Annotated in this window: 14 protein-coding genes; 2 read left to right on the top strand and 12 right to left on the bottom strand. The window is 43.5% G+C overall.

The genetic code is table 11. The features are described from left to right. Positions 1–3: 3 nt before the first annotated feature. The 6 genes from ABUA31_RS00240 to ABUA31_RS00215 form a co-directional block, all read right to left on the bottom strand. Positions 4–1368, bottom strand: a complete 1365-nt coding sequence (locus ABUA31_RS00240; RefSeq protein ID WP_349818326.1) for an AAA family ATPase — start codon at positions 1366–1368, stop codon at positions 4–6. 174 nt (positions 1369–1542) lie between these two features. Continuing rightward, complete coding sequence (locus ABUA31_RS00235; protein WP_118649108.1) at positions 1543–3141, bottom strand: hypothetical protein; 1599 nt, start codon at positions 3139–3141, stop codon at positions 1543–1545. A 3-nt stretch (positions 3142–3144) separates the two neighbouring features. After that, positions 3145–4239 carry a hypothetical protein gene (locus tag ABUA31_RS00230; RefSeq protein ID WP_349818325.1) on the bottom strand — a complete coding sequence of 365 codons (1095 nt, stop codon included), beginning with the start codon at positions 4237–4239 and terminating at the stop codon, positions 3145–3147. An 89-nt stretch (positions 4240–4328) separates the two neighbouring features. Beyond that, positions 4329–5279 carry a DUF1848 domain-containing protein gene (locus ABUA31_RS00225; RefSeq protein WP_349818324.1) on the bottom strand — a complete coding sequence of 317 codons (951 nt, stop codon included), beginning with the start codon at positions 5277–5279 and terminating at the stop codon, positions 4329–4331. Next, a complete protein-coding gene (locus ABUA31_RS00220; protein WP_349818323.1) occupies positions 5276–6895 on the bottom strand; it encodes a hypothetical protein in 1620 nt (539 codons plus the stop codon). Before ABUA31_RS00220 ends, ABUA31_RS00225 begins: the two co-directional genes overlap by 4 nt. 102 nt (positions 6896–6997) lie before the next feature. Continuing rightward, positions 6998–8038: a hypothetical protein gene (locus ABUA31_RS00215; RefSeq protein ID WP_349818322.1), complete on the bottom strand. Its 1041-nt coding sequence runs from the start codon at positions 8036–8038 to the stop codon at positions 6998–7000. A gap of 289 nt (positions 8039–8327) precedes the next feature. Here ABUA31_RS00215 and ABUA31_RS00210 point away from each other — a divergent pair, with 289 nt between their 5' ends. Both ABUA31_RS00210 and ABUA31_RS00205 read left to right on the top strand, forming a co-directional pair. After that, the gene (locus ABUA31_RS00210; RefSeq protein WP_349818321.1) at positions 8328–8801 is read left to right on the top strand and encodes an RNA polymerase sigma factor; all 474 of its coding nucleotides are present in this window, start codon (positions 8328–8330) and stop codon (positions 8799–8801) included. A gap of 3 nt (positions 8802–8804) precedes the next feature. Then, positions 8805–9569: a hypothetical protein gene (locus ABUA31_RS00205; protein WP_349818320.1), complete on the top strand. Its 765-nt coding sequence runs from the start codon at positions 8805–8807 to the stop codon at positions 9567–9569. A 243-nt stretch (positions 9570–9812) separates the two neighbouring features. Here the strand turns inward: ABUA31_RS00205 and hisF are convergent, their stop codons facing one another. The 6 genes from hisF to ABUA31_RS00175 form a co-directional block, all read right to left on the bottom strand. Then, complete coding sequence (gene hisF / locus ABUA31_RS00200; protein ID WP_004851206.1) at positions 9813–10574, bottom strand: imidazole glycerol phosphate synthase subunit HisF; 762 nt, start codon at positions 10572–10574, stop codon at positions 9813–9815. A gap of 3 nt (positions 10575–10577) precedes the next feature. Continuing rightward, complete coding sequence (gene hisH / locus ABUA31_RS00195; RefSeq protein ID WP_117549448.1) at positions 10578–11189, bottom strand: imidazole glycerol phosphate synthase subunit HisH; 612 nt, start codon at positions 11187–11189, stop codon at positions 10578–10580. A 79-nt stretch (positions 11190–11268) separates the two neighbouring features. After that, positions 11269–11532 carry a Txe/YoeB family addiction module toxin gene (locus ABUA31_RS00190; protein WP_349818319.1) on the bottom strand — a complete coding sequence of 88 codons (264 nt, stop codon included), beginning with the start codon at positions 11530–11532 and terminating at the stop codon, positions 11269–11271. Then, the gene (locus tag ABUA31_RS00185; RefSeq protein WP_022216563.1) at positions 11525–11791 is read right to left on the bottom strand and encodes a type II toxin-antitoxin system Phd/YefM family antitoxin; all 267 of its coding nucleotides are present in this window, start codon (positions 11789–11791) and stop codon (positions 11525–11527) included. The genes ABUA31_RS00190 and ABUA31_RS00185 overlap by 8 nt, the downstream gene beginning before the upstream one ends. Before the next feature lie 130 nt (positions 11792–11921). Next, positions 11922–14198, bottom strand: coding sequence for a DNA gyrase subunit A (locus tag ABUA31_RS00180; protein WP_055279995.1), 2277 nt, complete (start codon positions 14196–14198; stop codon positions 11922–11924). Between the two features lie 63 nt (positions 14199–14261). Continuing rightward, positions 14262–16163, bottom strand: a complete 1902-nt coding sequence (locus ABUA31_RS00175; RefSeq protein WP_055273466.1) for a DNA gyrase/topoisomerase IV subunit B — start codon at positions 16161–16163, stop codon at positions 14262–14264. Positions 16164–16178 lie beyond the last annotated feature (15 nt).

Below are 16178 nucleotides of genomic sequence, written 5' to 3'. Positions count from 1 at the left end.
TGGTCAGGCTATGACATATTCCTTTCTGTCACAATTCTCGAAAAGCTCATAATCAAGTCTTCTCTGTATCTGTGAATGAATAAATCGAACTCCCATCCCATTCTCCGCAGCTTCCTTTGCCAGCTTATGTTTTGCTGTCTCTGACATCTTAAGCTTAACGCCATAGTAATCAGAAAGCTTTCTGACAGGACTTATTCTTTTGTCATTTAATATGGCGTAGAAGTCATCCTCAGTCATCTCCCTGAGCTGAACTATATTCCCTATGCGCCCCGCTATTTCACATCTCACATTTGCATACTGTACAAGATCTTCCTGAGTGAATGTACTCATGTATCCGTCAAATGACTCGTCAGACGATACTGCACCAAAACCTATAGCCCTGCTCTTATTCACAGCCACCGCCTTCGCTCTGACCATGGAATCGAAGGAACCCAGGAACACAAAACTTACATTTGATGTATCTATATCAAGAGCTGGTTCACTGTTCGACGGATTGCCATCAAAATGAACCATGTCCCCCTCCAGAACCTTCAGCAGTTCATTCTGGACTATGTAGCTGTAATGTCTGTCGTCCGCGTCCTCAAACATCTTGTCGGCCTCATCGAGAACGATGATCAAATGGCTCATCTTATACTGATCCACACCGTCGAACAGGTTTCGAACCTTCGTATTGCCCTTCCAGCCCGTGCCCGTCAGAGAGGTGGCATTGTGGATCACTATGTTCGGATATAGCTTTGCGAGCTGCCTGAATATCTCTGTCTTGCCACAGCCGGTAGGGCCTGCAAAGAGTACATTCTGCCTCCTGCCATTCACATGGTTCCAGAGGAGCATGGCAGCGGCGCGCTTTGCCTCCTTCTGGCCGTACACTCTGCGGTCAAGATATTCATATATCTTCGCCGGCGAGCTCAATATTCCTTTTGCATCAGTGCTTCTTTTATCAGACTGTGTCTTTGTTTTGGATGGATTATCGCTGTCTATCTCCTTGGAAGCAGCATATCCGGCTGTTCTTTCATTTCTATCCGCTGCTTTTGCATCACAGGGGATATGCTCTTTACTTGAACGCTCATAAGCACAAAGCAATGTCGCTGCCATGTCCTCCACGTCACTGTCGCTAAGTGTAAGATTCTCAAGTGCAGTAAAAAGCAGTTCACCAATCTGACCGCTTGGCCGATGCTGCCATACATCATTTAATTCATTTACTTTATCAAGCGCCTGGTAATACTCTTCGTCGGACATCTCATCAAAGTCCCCGGCCTTTGCTTTCTTTGTGAAATCTACTGCCGGATTTGCAATGCTTCTGTTTCTGTATCCATTTGATGTTGCTCTAAGTAATTCCTCGTAAAGTTCTCTCATATTGTCGATCTTCATATGCATTTTCTCCTTTCGTCTTGCTCCACGAAACAGCTCACTGTCTGTGCCACATGGGATATTCTTTATTTGATAAACACAGTATAACTACAGCAATATTTAAGCTCGTAAAATTTACGAAGAAAAGCCACCAATCTGTGCCAATACAGATTGATGGCCTATAAACCAATGCAGCTATTTTATTTTTGGGCTTTGAAATGTCATTCTCAGCCGTTTTTTTCTTTCTTTCTCCTCCTGTTCCCTGTCGAACGCTTCAAGCGTATCTCTTATATCTGACTCATCAACATCTCCATATAATGCAGAGTTTCCTGTCACTTCGCCAGATATATCTGCCACCTCTGCTTTTACATTGTCATAGCCTTTGAAATACTTAAGGAAAACCTCCGGACAGCCTGCCGGGGCATCCCCATTATACCGCCTGTACTCCTCCATAGAGTCAGCCTTATAATCATAATTTCTAAACCAACTCACCGCTTCTGACATACCAGGGAACACATTTTCATCAAAGGTGCCTTCCTGAAACGCCGAAAATTCAAATGCACTTCCGCCATCTGTTCCGTAGAAATATACCACGCCGAACTCACAGTTGCTGGCAAGTCTCACATCGGCATTCTCCGCAAACTGCCTTTTGCCTATTAGGAATATTCCGCCGCCTGTATCATTATCAATCCACATCGGCATAAAGACATTCTGATAAGCAGATGCTCTCTTATCCAAATTCAGTCTGTCGCGGACATTATCACACGCATTGTAATATTCATCCCATGTCGTATAACCGCCGGGGATTTCAACATAGCCTGTACCGCCAGAAAATGGATTATCCCCCACATATCTGAAATACGCATCCATTATGTCCATACTTTTATCCTTCTTGCGGGGCTTGCCTCCATTTGAAAAGCCTGCGTCATAAAGCAATGTATTCACATCAATGGTTAATATGTCTCTCTGCAGGTTCTCCGTGAGCTTATCAAGAAATTCTGTATCAAAGAACATATCCGCTGCCATGTCAAATCCTGCACGATCTGTCTTTCCAATCTGCCGCAGTTTTTCAAGCCTTACCGCAGCCCGCCCGCAGCCATCAAATACATCTTTCCCAAATGTTCTCTTACCAAATTCTATAAAATGCGACAGCGCTTTCTTGTCAGGAATATATTTGCTGCTTCCTGACCAGAATTCCAGCAATCTTCTGACGTATCCTGAGGCCGATATAATACCATAATAAAAATCCAGGTAAGACGACATGAGCTCCACATACGGATTCTTCTTCTCACCATCAAACTCGAATGAGTCGAGCAGTTCGGATGAGATATGTCTAAGACTCTCTATATCTGCATCTATACCTATAACTGACTCTGATGCCTGGCATTTGTCCATATACTTATCAAGCATCCTCAGTCTGTCTCCACACGACCTGTCCTCCGCATGCTTTACCGCTTCCAGCTCTGTTTCAAGTTCTGACCTCATCGCAAGTCTGGATGCTTCATCCAACCCCTCTGCCGCAAATGATATGCTGTCCAGCAGTTTCTGGAGGCTGTTTATCTTCTCCAATGAAGCTGAAAGGCTTTTATCAGAAAGCAGCGCTTTCACAAGGAAACGGACATACTTTTTTCTGCTTGCCGCAGTGTCTGCCAGACAGTAATATTCCTCCTTCAAGCAAAGTCTTAGATTGTTCTCTCTTTTAGTTTTTACATATCCGTATAAGAAAGAATTCTCCATATTCTCATGGTAATCACGTCCTATCCTGGCATAAAAATCTTCTCTGAAACCAGCCACTTCCTATGCCTCCTCCCGAAGCTTCTTTATTGCATCTATCTGCTTCTTTATACTGATGTATGCCCTTGCGCAATTATCTGCATCAGTATACAGAGTCATCCCACGTCTGCCAAGGAATACATCCAGCATGCCCTCCACCAGGATATCAAATATCGTAAGCGGATACCTGATATCCCTGGATTCATCCGTATAAAAAAGCTCACGGAGCTTCATATATCTGGCACAGAACCCTTCAGTGTCAGGAAATTCCTGCCTGAACCGCTTCTCGCTTTCATCCCATCTGACTGCCAGCTCATCGAAATATCTGTTAAGCTCTGCCATATCCGGATCTTCTTCAACATCCACATATTCACTAATAGCCTCTTCTATCTCTTCGTCGGTCATAGCATTATCTTCAGCCTCATCCAGAAACTCATCATACATCTGCATCTGTTCCTGACAGTACGTATCAAGTCCATCCTTCATGCTCTGTGTAAGGCTGTCTCCGATATCTTTCCCGGTAATCGACTCATATGCCATGCTGAATATTTCAAACAGACCAGATGCTCCTCTGACGCCAAAATAAGCCTCCCCCCAGAGCTCATCATATCTTTTCTCGATTGGTCTTACAGAAAACTCTCTCACTCTTTTTGCATGAAGGTAAAGCTGCTGAAATGAATCGGCATACGGTTCAGCATAGATCTGTTCAACCCACTCCATCTCGCTTGTCATGAGCAGTATCATGCAGTAGAGATAATCATGTATAAATTCTTTGAATCTTGTCGGCATACATGGAATTTTCTCTTCCGAAGCTTTTTCTTCTGTCGCTTTCATTTTGCAAAAGTCATCATCCGAAAGCCCATTATCTTTTATCGTTTTGTCACTCTCTATCCACAGTCTGTTTCTTATACCATAGCTGTCCATGGATTTTACAAGCTCATTTACAAGTTTTTCCACAGCCGCAGCTTTTCCCGTTTCTCCATCTGCCAGACACCCCAACAGAAATGATGAGACTTTGTTGTCTCTTCCGCTTACAGCCTGATCCAGAGCCGATTCCAGCTCCCGAAACTTATTCTTGCGGAATTCTATATTTTTCCACTCTTTGTCCGATATTCTCAAAGCGATCACGACCTCTTCTTTCTATATAATAATAGGCAAATTCTCTATCAACCTAACTATTAAACTAATCTTTTGAAATGATTGCGAGATTACTCTACGTCATCAAACCTTAAGCTCATCTGCGTCTCCTTAAGGGATTTCACTTTGCGCTCTGTGATCTTGTCTAACTCACCAACAGTTCCGCACAGGAGAGGCGATCTTGGATCGTAGCATGCACAGTTTGATTTCACCGCAGCCTCAGAATAGTTGGCATAACAGTATCTGCAGCCGTTTAAACACGTGTTGTATGAGCCTATCTCCACGCTCTCCATACATCCACACTCCGGGCGCTGCACCTTATCCTTTGACACCTTTATATCACAGCCTATGATCTCCTCGATGAGCTTCTTATCTATGCAGCAGTTATGCTCAATTCCGCATTTTTCAAGGTCTATGACCTCCGCACATGTCGCAACCACCATACCGTGGCTCCTTGCTATGTCGGCGATGGTCTTTGCAAATGCCTCAAGCTCATCATGACTCATCTCATATCTGTCCACTGCTTCCATGTTCTTCTTGTTCTTGGCATATATGTCGACAAAGCTTATGACACACTTCTCAGTACATCCGTCAAGCGCCTCTGCGATCTGGGTAAATGCTTTTATGTGATACTCCGGCGTGTACTTGTGTGTTAATACGATAGGATCGTACCTCCATATGACGCGCTTTTTTCCAATCTTTGCCGAAAGCTGCCGGAAAGCCGGAATGAGCTTTTGCTTCTTATCCGGAAGATTAGCCTCCATGTCTTTGCCATATCCTGTCAGAGTAAACTGAAAGTAATATTTGTATGCCTCAAGCTCATCAAGTCTTGGAAGCATCGGTATCGGATTCTTTGTCCAGAACACAATGCAGTCCACCACATCCGGTGACAGATCAATCCTGCTTATCTGATGAGCGTTCATGGGATTCCTGACATACAGGAATCCCTCCTTTATTCTGTTGTAGAACCATTCCGAATAAAATGTCGGAATATCTGTTCTTCTGCTGGCACTAACTATCATAATTTTAAAATTCCCCTTGTATCTTCCATCGTTATCTGCTTCTTGATTCCTTCAAATTTGACATATCTTCCACAGATCATATTTGCAAATATCATTCTTCTCGCAAATGACTTGGCCATTATCCTGCCATCCTTGTCATAGAGTCCACAATTTTCGCCATTTGGAGTTATGCCATACCGCAGTCTTCCGTCAGCTTCCTCAAACTGCTCTATACAGCCATCGGCTATCAGTCCCTTAAAGATATTATCAATACTGAATACCTCCTGAAGCCCACGTACACTGTCAGGTACATATCCGGTCGTATCGGCAATAAGCTTGATAGCTTTTTCATGAACAGTCCACGGATACATATACATATTTTTTGCAAATTTATAAATATCCTGCGAGAATCCACTCCAGAATGTAAACCCCCTCATGGTTTCTTCAAGTATATCCAGGACTAGATTTTTATCGGTAAGTTCCCTGTTGTCAGCATTCCCTCTTGTTATCTTAAAAACCTGATAGCATATTCCATTTGTGCTGTCCATCGGATAATTGTGTATCTTATCACTGACATTTGTAAGCTCGTTCCATCTGTCTCTGTCGCATATCTTTTTACTGCCATAAAATATACTGTCAAATGAGTCATCATCGTCACGTCCAAAAAGCCATATCTTGTCCGGGGTATCCGGTGCCCCCACATAACTATGAAACTCGTCATATGTAAAATAACAGCCTCTGTTACTCTCCGGGCTCTCACAGATTTCCAGATCGTGTCCATACCTCTGCTCACAGTGCATTGGCTGCAGCAGCTCCACGTTCATTCCTCTCTCAATGAGACAGGTTCTAAGGTATGTTCCATAGCGGATATCATATGATTCATTCTGCTCTCTGCACACTCCATCGTCAGTTGGGACCTGTCTGTATGTGAATGCAACGTATACCGGCTTGTCCTTTATCCTTGAGTGTATTATGTGGGCAAATCTTGACATAGCCTGATATGTATTGTATAGCGACCTGTCCTCCACCTCATTGGGCACAGTGTGAATACATACCTCCTTCGTGGAATGTGGGAAGAAATAAATATCGCTTAGAGGTTCTCTTGGTCTGTTTTCCATATAATTCAGATATTCATTAAAGTCCGTGCATGATTTTATTTCATCCGCCGCTTCATGAAACAAGCCAGAGTGTCTTTCCCCATTTGCGTTGTGCTTATCAGATACAATCTCATTGTATCTCACCATGTCCTGTTCCGGCATGTCAGCCGCTTCCGTGATCCTGTACGGCCAGCGTACCGGGTCTATTCCGGTGTAATCAAGCTTACTTTCCGGTGCTTCGCCCAGCACTCTCGCTGCATAGGACATTCCCCAATAGTCAATACCTGTGCCACAGCCTATGCTTACCGCCTTTATACTTTCAGGATTATTCATATCTGCAAATATATCTGCGTAGGCTCTTGAGAACTGAAATCCATATGCTCTTGCATACTTCATAACATATAATGCGGTTATATGCTCATCATCATAATCCGCAGTTCCCGAATCGAACATATCATGGAACTCTGTAACAAATCTGACTCTCTCCTCTTCGGAAAGTCCTTCTATGTAATTTTCTAATTCAGTATATACTCTTTTCATGTACTCTCTTAAATTTATAACCGACATGGTAGACTCCTTTCTTCTACATCATGTAAAGTATAATATATATTCACTTAATGTTTCAATAACATCATGTCGTTATCATAGCCGGTTTTTTCTCTGTGCATTGAGATACGCAGTCTTCTCGGCTGCTTTTTCCAGATAAAGCTTCGATCTTTTGAGACTATCCATACTGCTGTATATCGACAGCCCATGATCCCACATGTACGTGTCAAGCATTCCCTCCACAGCTTTCCTCATCTGTGACAGATAACTATACGGCACCTCATCAGAATATATCATATCCAAAAAACTGGCAAAACGACTGCAAACCTTATCCGAATCTTCCATCTGGTCACACACACAGACGAGTGTTTTACTTTCATCCGCATCATGACCATCCTGTAAAAATTCCTCATCCACAAACTCGTCAGCATCCAGGTTATCATATATCGGCTCCACAATATCAATATCATCAATATCGAAGTCATCCATATCACCCAAGTCTTCCACATCCGTCATGTCATTCAGATCTTCCATATCATTCGAATCCAAGTCTTCAAGCATTTCTTCTTCAATCTCCTGCATCCTTTTATAAACCTTATCGGACATCCAGTCAGGCTTATTGTCAGGATGCGAGTAGTCAAATGCCCAAACACACCATGATATAATACCTGCATCACATATCCAGCCATCCACAACATACTCAAAAAGCAGCGTATCCTTATCATTATTTGATTCAAAATCAATACAGCCTGAGAGCAGATTATCAAATGAACCATTTGGAAGGTTATCCATCAGGAATCCGTATTGGGAAAAATCCAATAAAGACATTCTTATCGCAAGATACAGATACATTCTCACATATCTGCAAAAGCTCTTCTGTTCCGGAAGTGCATTTTCCGCTGTTATGTGCCCCAACCACATCTTGTACCTATATCCATATCGGTCCATGTCTTCCACGAGCTCTGTTATCAGCTTCTCCGCTTTTTCCTCATCAAATCTGCCATTCTCATCAGTCACCAGCGGTCTGATCAAATTACTTTTTCCACTTGCCTCACAGTCAAATTCCTTCATGAGCTTCCTGATATTTTCCTTATTATTTTTTAAGCTGCAATACTCTTTACAATTTTCAAATTTCATTTTCATGCCTCCTTGTTTTTGAACACCAGCCATGCAAATGGCAGGCGCTACATGTCAAGTTTTCATATAAAACTCGACACATCCTTTTTCTTATTATAGCTATGTAAATATTTGTCTCGTAATATTTACGACATGTTTTCAGATGATTATAAATGTTTGTGGATTTTTCCAAACCTGTGTGCTATTTTGATGTTCTGGATTGTTTTATATATGAGATCTCAAATGAGAGAATTGCAGAAATTCATTTCTCACGTATTCTCATATAAACAAACTACGGAGGTGATAAATCTTGAAACAGCAGCAGCTGCTGGAGTTATATGATACATACTCGAACAACGTATTCCGTCTCGCTATGAGCTTTTTAGGCAACACAGCGGACTCTGAGGACATTGTTCAGAATGTATATACAAAACTTATAGAAAAAAGCCCACATATATCAAAGGGCAAAGAAAAATCATATCTGCTCACGATGACGGCAAATATGTGCAGGAATCATCTAAAATCCGCAGCGAACCGTCTAAGCAGCAGCTACGAGGAACTGAGCAGCGACTCTATCGTCAGCGGATTCAATATTGAAGAGCAATACATGTACGAGGCTCTGGGGAAACTCCCTGACTCATACCGCACTGTTCTTTATCTGCACTACTATGAGGGATATACATTTGGAGAAATTGCAAAGATACTTCACCTGTCACCATCCGCAGTTTCAATGAGAGTATCCCGGGGACGAAAAGAATTAAAAGAAATATTGAAGGAGGAATAACATATGACAAACAAAGACAAGATCAGCGATATTGATGATTTCCAAAACTCAAATACATATAACACGTCTGATGATTCTGATGACAGCAAATTTACAGACTTGTACACTAAAACTATGGATAATGTGACTATGTCTCAGGAAAACAAGGATGTTATACGCGCAAAGCTTGCTGAGCAGTCCCAGACTGGCAGATCTGGACGAAAGCTCATCCGCATAGGAAAGTATTCAGCCATTGCCGCCGCTGTGTGCGCAGTCCTACTGTGCATCCCAGCGACAAGGACAACCGTCTCAGCAGCCATCGACTACATAAAGCAGACATTCCACCTGGCAAATGGCACCGAGGTGACATACGAGGAAAACAGCGAGGGAAACTCCATACAGTTCACCATATCTACAGATGATGTCAATGGGTACACAAAAGTTGAAAATGGTCGTCTCTACCTTGTTCTCGGAGATACCAAAAAAGATATCACCGACCAGTGCGGTCCTGACAAATATTTCCGTCATGAGATCAAGAATGCGGACGGCTCACACAGCGTCATCCTCATAGGAGGTACACCTGAGAGCTGCGGATGGGCAGAGCTCTTCTTTGACAAGAATGGGAAATATGTATTTAACAACATGAACGTTGAAGACTACAGCGACCCATGGCTTAATGACGCCCTGCATGCTGAGGGTGTTGACACAGGCAATCCTTACCTGGATGATGACCTTTCAGATACATCCGGCACCGCCGCTGACGGAAATGCAACATATATCGAACAGTAATTTTTCCTAATAAGTCATATTAAAAAGCAAAAGATACAAAATTTTCCTAAACAAGCCTTTTTCGATCAAAAAGGGATAAATCATCAAATATTTACCTCATATTTCTCCCTTTTTGATGATTTAACCTTGTCTTAGGAAAATTTTGTATCTTTATTTCTTCTATCATATATATTTTTAGGAAAATAATCTCTGAATAGGTATCCATTCCGATCATTCTGTGTCGTAAGATTGATATAGAAATCGCTACAGTCTCATAGGAATTCCCTTGTCCTGAAGGTATCTCTTCAGATCTCCTATCTCAAGTTCTTTATAGTGGAACAGAGATGCCGCAAGGGCTGCATCCGCACCGCCCTCTGTCAGGGCGTCGTAGAAATGATCCTTTGTTCCCGCACCGCCTGAAGCTATAACCGGGATGTTCACGTTGTCTGCTATGGTTCTGGTGAGTTCTATGTCATACCCAGCCTTTGTTCCATCGCAGTCCATGCTGGTAAGCAATATCTCTCCAGCTCCAAGCTCTGCGGCCTTCATGGCCCACTCAACTGCATCTATTCCGCAATCGATACGTCCACCATGCTTGTATATATTCCAGCCAGAACCGTCATCGCGCCTCTTTGCATCGATGGCAAGCACAACGCACTGACTTCCAAACTTATCCGCTGCATCTGCTATGAGTGTAGGGTTATCTATAGCTGCTGAGTTCACGGATATCTTGTCCGCACCCTCTCTGAGTATCGCCTTGAAATCATCCACTGTTCTGATTCCGCCGCCCACTGTAAATGGGATGAATATAGTCTCAGCCACACGCCTTACCATATCAACCACAATATTTCTCTGATCTGAGGAAGCTGTTATGTCAAGGAATACAAGCTCATCAGCTCCCGCCTTGTCATAGGCTGCACCAACCGCAACCGGATCCCCGGCGTCTATAAGATTTACGAAATTTACGCCCTTTACAACTCGTCCGTTCTTCACATCAAGACAAGGTATTATTCTCTTTGTATGCATGTCCTACACCTCCAGCTCTATAAAATTCTTCAGTATCTTAAGTCCAACCTCTGAGCTCTTCTCAGGATGGAACTGACATGCAAATACATTGCCGTGCTCCACAGATGCATGAATCTGTGTTGAATAGAATGTGGACGCTGCCACATCCTCAGGATTCTTTGCCTTCAGATAATATGAATGAACAAAATAAACATATGGATTCTCAGGAAGCCCCTTAAAAAGTCTTGCCTTTGGATTTATCTCAAGGTTGTTCCATCCAATCTGTGGTATCTTAAGTCCCGGTGCATCCGGTATGCGGAGTATCTCACCATCAAGGATTCCAAGTCCTGTTGCCTCCGGCGACTCCTCGCTGGTCTTAAACAGAAGCTGAAGTCCAAGACATATCCCAAGAAACGGCTTGCCTGCATCCACAACATCATAGATGACATTCTCAAGGCCGTACTCCCTGATCTTTCCCATAGCGTCCCCAAAGCTTCCAACTCCAGGTAAGATAACCTTGTCACTCGCCATGATCACATCTCTGTCCCTTGTGATGACAGCCTCCTCGCCGAGATACTGGACTGCCTTCTCAACACTCTTTATGTTACCTGCGTCATAATCCAAAATTGAAATCATCTGTTTTGTCCTTTCATATCGAGTCTTTTCCATTATTGTACTCTTTCTTAATGTTGTCATAGGCCATATCTCACTTAGTCTATCTGTCACTATAATGATATTTGCAAGCAAGAATATATACATTAGTATCGTCAATCTTGTATATTATTCTGTCTTTATCATTTACTCGTCTGCTCCAGAAACCAGTCAGATTTCCAGTTAATGGTTCAGGCTTGCCAATGCCTTCATTTCCATTTCTGCATATATCTTCTATAAGACTATTTATTTTCTTTAATGTCTTTCTGTCTTCCGTCTGCCAATAAACATAGTCTTTCCAACCATTATCAGTAAAGACCTTATTCATCCGCAGATACCTCCGTCAGATCATGAACAGCAAAGTTTCCTTTTTCAAGCTGTGCTTTTGATTCCATTAACCAATCATAATTGGCTTTATTTCCCATTACATACACATTTTCCATCAGGTTATTATATGCCTCTTCAGACAGCATAACAACATTTTTATTATCCTTACGAGTTACAATCATTGTTTCATAATCATCTGTAACTTTATCCATATACTTTTTCATATTATCGCGTAAGTTTGTATAATTAACAGCTAACATAAGAACACCTCCTCAGATTCACGTACAGCTTTCTGTACTTATATTGTACCGTACAGAAAACCGTACGTCAAGTATCTGTATTATCTTATGCCTATATTATAATAGATATTCTGCTCATGCATGCAATGTATTAGAACCTCAGCTTACTTCCCTTGCCGCCGCGCTTACCCGGCTTAACTCTGGTGAAGATTATCTCGTTGTCGCCAACCTTGAAGTTATCCTTCGTGCTTCCCACAAATACCGACTCAAGGACATCGTCACCCTCTAAGTTGATGAGCTTGACTCCCGCTGCGCCCTTGCCCTTTTCAGGAATCTCGGAGATATCAACTCTTATGTAATATCCTTTTTCTGACTGTGCAATAATAAAATCTCCATCAGAGAATTTACCTATGTAAATTATATCATCACCGACTTTTGAAGCATTTGCAGCACGCCTTGTGGTGTCAAATGCGGAGCCGTCAACAACCTTGGCAAGGCCCTGCCTGCTGACGAACAGCAACTTGTCAGTCACAAAATGCTCTATGCAGTCCATGAACAGGATATTCTCGTCACCGTTCATGTTGCAGAACTCGAACACCTGGATTCCCTTGTCGGCAAGACGTCCTATGAGGCTTCCGCCGCCCTTCTTGCTGGTGTTCTTCTTCGCCTGAAGCTTGATGATGTCGGCGACCTTGATGGTATACACCTGATTATTGTCGGCAAATACCGCTATCCTGTCAAGATTCTGACACTTAACCGCGAATCTGTAGTCCTTCGTGATCTGCTCTATGTTCTTCTCGTATACATTTGCATCTACGACCTTGATGTAATAGAATCTATCAAGAAGTACAGCCACATCTGTAGCCACAACCTCAGCCTTCTTCACAACAACAGTTCCATAGTCATGGATCTGTGTTCTTCTAGGTATAGCATACTTGGCCTTGATCTCAAGCATGTCATCTATCATCTGCTGCTTCATGGCATCCCTGGACTCCATGAGCCTTGTATACTTCTTGATGAGCTTCTCTGCGTCTGCCAGCTCTTTCTTGAGAGCATTGATCTCCAGACCTATGAGCTTCTGAAGTCTCATGGCAAGTATCGCATCCGCCTGTTTCTCTGTGAAACACAGGAACTTTGCATCCGCCTCTGAGCCCTTGAATCTGAACTTAACGTTTGATGTATCGCCGTGCATGAGACACGCCTTGGCATCTGCAACCTTTGTACTTCCGCGGAGTATCTCTATGATCAGGTCTATGCAATCGACAGCTGTGAGGAGTCCCATCTTGATCTCTCTGATCTCCTCCTGCTGTGCAAGAAGCTTTCTGTACTTCGTGTCATACAGACCGTACTTGAAATCTGTGTACACCTTCAGTATCTTCTTGAGTCCCATTACCTCCGGCTTGCCGTTGTTGATGCAGTTGATATTCACGCCAAATGTATCCTCAAGGGCTGCCTTCTTATATAATATATTGATAATGTTCTGTATCTCCTCATCAGAAGTTCCCTTCTTCACATCGATACACAGACATTCACCGTTCTTGTCTCCTCTGTCCGCAATATCCACGACAGCTGGAAGTTCTCTGTTCCTGACAAGCTCTGCAACAGTATCGAGGAACTTGGCGGTGCCTCCGATCATGGTATATGGAAGCTCTGTGACACAGATACTCTTTCTTCCGTATCCGATATCCCTGACCTCTACCTTACCGCGCACCTTGATCTTGCCAAGTCCTGTGGCATACACATTGTACAGTTCCTCAGGTGTGGCATTGATGATTCCACCTGTGGCAAAATCAGGTCCCGGCATGAGTTTTAACAGGTCCTCAAGCTCTATCTCAGGATCATTCAGATATGCAACAGTTGCGTCTATGACCTCACCGAGATTATGTGTAGGAATATTTGTCGCCATACCTACGGCGATACCGGTTGAACCGCTCACCAGGATATTGGGTACCTGGAAAGGCAGGAAAGTCGGTTCTGTCTCCGTTCCGTCAAAGTTCGGTATGAACTGATCCTTGAAAAACGGAAGATCCTTCATGCACACATCCTCTGTGTACTTAGATATACGCGCCTCAGTGTATCGCATGGCAGCCGCACCGGAACCGTCCACCGCACCAAAGTTGCCGTGTGGATCAACAAGTGGTATCGGCAGCTTCCAGTTCTGTGCCATATTTACAAGTCCTTCATATATGGAGCTGTCTCCGTGTGGGTGGTATTTACCCATTGTATCTCCGACTATTCTCGCACATTTTCTGTGTGGCTTGTCGGAACCTGCAAGACCATCCAGTGAGTAAAGTATTCTTCTCTGGACAGGCTTTAATCCATCCCTTACATCCGGGAGCGCTCTCTCTGTTATAACCGACATGGAATAATCCACATAGGACTGTCCCATCTCGCTCTCATAATCTACATTTAATATCTTTTCCGACATGATCTATCCCTTTCATAATACAAACTGTGAAAACGCGCTGCTAAGCATTCCAAAATATCACTTTTATATATCTAGCACCGCATCCGCACTGTGTGTCTCTATGTACTCTCTTCTAGGCGCAACCTCAGTTCCCATGAGCGTCTGTGTGAGCTGATTTGCCTCAACACGGCTGTTCACTGATACCTGCTTTAAAAGTCTTGTCTCAGGGTTCATGGTCGTCTCATAGAGCTGGTCTGCATCCATCTCACCGAGTCCCTTGTATCTCTGGATCGTGAACTTGTTCGTGTGTGTCTTTCTGTACTTTGCAAGCTCATCATCTGAGTACAGATATTTGATGTTCTTGCCCTCGCCAACTCTGTAGAGAGGCGGAATAGCTATGTATATATGTCCCTCGCTGATAAGGTCAGGATAAAATCTATAAAAGAATGTAAGCAGAAGTGTCGCTATGTGGGCACCATCCACATCGGCATCAGTCATGATGATTATCTTGTCGTAATTCAGCTTGCTTATATCGAAATCATTGCCGTATCCCTGCATGAAGCCACAGCCAAATGCATTGATGAGTGCTTTGATCTCGGCATTCTCAAGCACCTTTGCAACAGGCTTCTTCTCCACGTTGAGTATCTTACCTCTAAGTGGAAGTATTGCCTGATACTTTCTGTTTCTCGCGGTCTTGGCTGAGCCTCCCGCCGAATCTCCCTCGACTATGAATATCTCGCATTTAGACGAATCTGAGGACTCCTGCTTTGCAAGCTTGCCATTTCCCTCAAATGAAAACTTGTTTATATTGATCTTGGACTTCTCAAGCGCCTTTCTCTTGGAGAGAGCCACCGCCCTGTCCACTATATCCTTCAGCACATCATAATTTCTGTCAAAATAAACTGTGAGCTGTTCCTTCACGATATCGTCGACGGCCTTTGACACGTCCGTGTTGGAAAGCTTTGTCTTAGTCTGTCCCTCGAACTGCGGATCCGGATGCTTCACGGATATGATAGCCTGCATGCCAGATCTTATATCTGCACCTGTCAGATTGGAATCCTTCTCTTTCAGAGTTCCAAGCTCATTTCTCGCATAATTATTGATAAGCTTGGCAAATGCTGACTTGAATCCTGTCACATGGGTTCCACCTTCAGGATTCGTGATATTGTTGGTAAATCCTATGATATTCTCCTCGCCGTCCTCCGTCATCAGAAATACTATATCTGCGGCGATTCCGTCCTTCTCCCCCGATATGGCGACAACCGGTGATGTATGTGTGAGTCCCTGGGATATATCCTCAACAAATGCTGCAAGTCCCCCTGGCTGATGGAACACTATAGGCTCCTCGCCATCCCTCTTGTTCTGGAATGTGATCGTAAGATTCGGATTCAGATATGCTGTCTCTTTAATCCTCTGCTTGATGGCGTCCGCCTTGAACTTTACTGTCTCAAATATTGTATCATCAGGATAGAGTGTTACCGTCGTACCTGTTCTCTTTTCCTTGAGTTTTGTCTTTGGAAGCATACCATCAACAAGTTCAGTTGTCGGTATTCCCTTCTCGTATGTATCGTGATAGAGGTAGCCATCCCTGGCAACATCTACTATAAGCTTGTTAGACAGTGCATTTACAACTGCAGAACCTACTCCGTGAAGTCCGCCGCTTATCTTGTAGGTGGAGCTGTTAAACTTGCCACCTGCATGCAACACTGTGTATACAACACGCTCCGCAGGAATTCCCTCCTGCTCATGTATATCGACAGGAACGCCTCGTCCATCGTCAGACACGGTTGCCGAGCCATCCTCGTTGATGCTCACCCATATATTGTTACAATACCCCGCCAGATGCTCATCCACCGAGTTGTCTATAAGCTCCTGTATGAGGTGGTTCAGTCCGCTTCGCCCTGTGTTGCCGATGTACATTCCCGGTCTCAGTCTTACCGGCTCAAGTCCCTTTAACACCTCAATGTTTTTTGCACTATATGACATAATCTTCTCCCATTT

This window comes from Coprococcus sp. RTP31081st1_H1_RTP31081_211007 (genome assembly GCF_040227275.1).
GTDB classification, from domain to species: Bacteria; Bacillota; Clostridia; order Lachnospirales; family Lachnospiraceae; genus Coprococcus; species Coprococcus aceti.
Note: the sequence above shows the minus strand (reverse complement) of the source record. Positions and strands in the feature narration are given on the sequence as shown.

What these genes read in the sequence shown, in the direction of transcription:
- ABUA31_RS00240 (WP_349818326.1), bottom strand. Translation starts at nt 1,368, where the DNA reads ATGAAGATCGACAATATGAGAGAACTTTACGAGGAATTACTTAGAGCA.
- ABUA31_RS00225 (WP_349818324.1), bottom strand. Translation starts at nt 5,279, where the DNA reads ATGATAGTTAGTGCCAGCAGAAGAACAGATATTCCGACATTTTATTCG.
- ABUA31_RS00220 (WP_349818323.1), bottom strand. Translation starts at nt 6,895, where the DNA reads ATGAAAAGAGTATATACTGAATTAGAAAATTACATAGAAGGACTTTCC.
- ABUA31_RS00215 (WP_349818322.1), bottom strand. Translation starts at nt 8,038, where the DNA reads ATGAAATTTGAAAATTGTAAAGAGTATTGCAGCTTAAAAAATAATAAG.
- ABUA31_RS00205 (WP_349818320.1), top strand. Translation starts at nt 8,805, where the DNA reads ATGACAAACAAAGACAAGATCAGCGATATTGATGATTTCCAAAACTCA.
- hisF (WP_004851206.1), bottom strand. Translation starts at nt 10,574, where the DNA reads ATGCATACAAAGAGAATAATACCTTGTCTTGATGTGAAGAACGGACGA.
- hisH (WP_117549448.1), bottom strand. Translation starts at nt 11,189, where the DNA reads ATGATTTCAATTTTGGATTATGACGCAGGTAACATAAAGAGTGTTGAG.
- ABUA31_RS00190 (WP_349818319.1), bottom strand. Translation starts at nt 11,532, where the DNA reads ATGAATAAGGTCTTTACTGATAATGGTTGGAAAGACTATGTTTATTGG.
- ABUA31_RS00185 (WP_022216563.1), bottom strand. Translation starts at nt 11,791, where the DNA reads ATGTTAGCTGTTAATTATACAAACTTACGCGATAATATGAAAAAGTAT.
- ABUA31_RS00180 (WP_055279995.1), bottom strand. Translation starts at nt 14,198, where the DNA reads ATGTCGGAAAAGATATTAAATGTAGATTATGAGAGCGAGATGGGACAG.
- ABUA31_RS00175 (WP_055273466.1), bottom strand. Translation starts at nt 16,163, where the DNA reads ATGTCATATAGTGCAAAAAACATTGAGGTGTTAAAGGGACTTGAGCCG.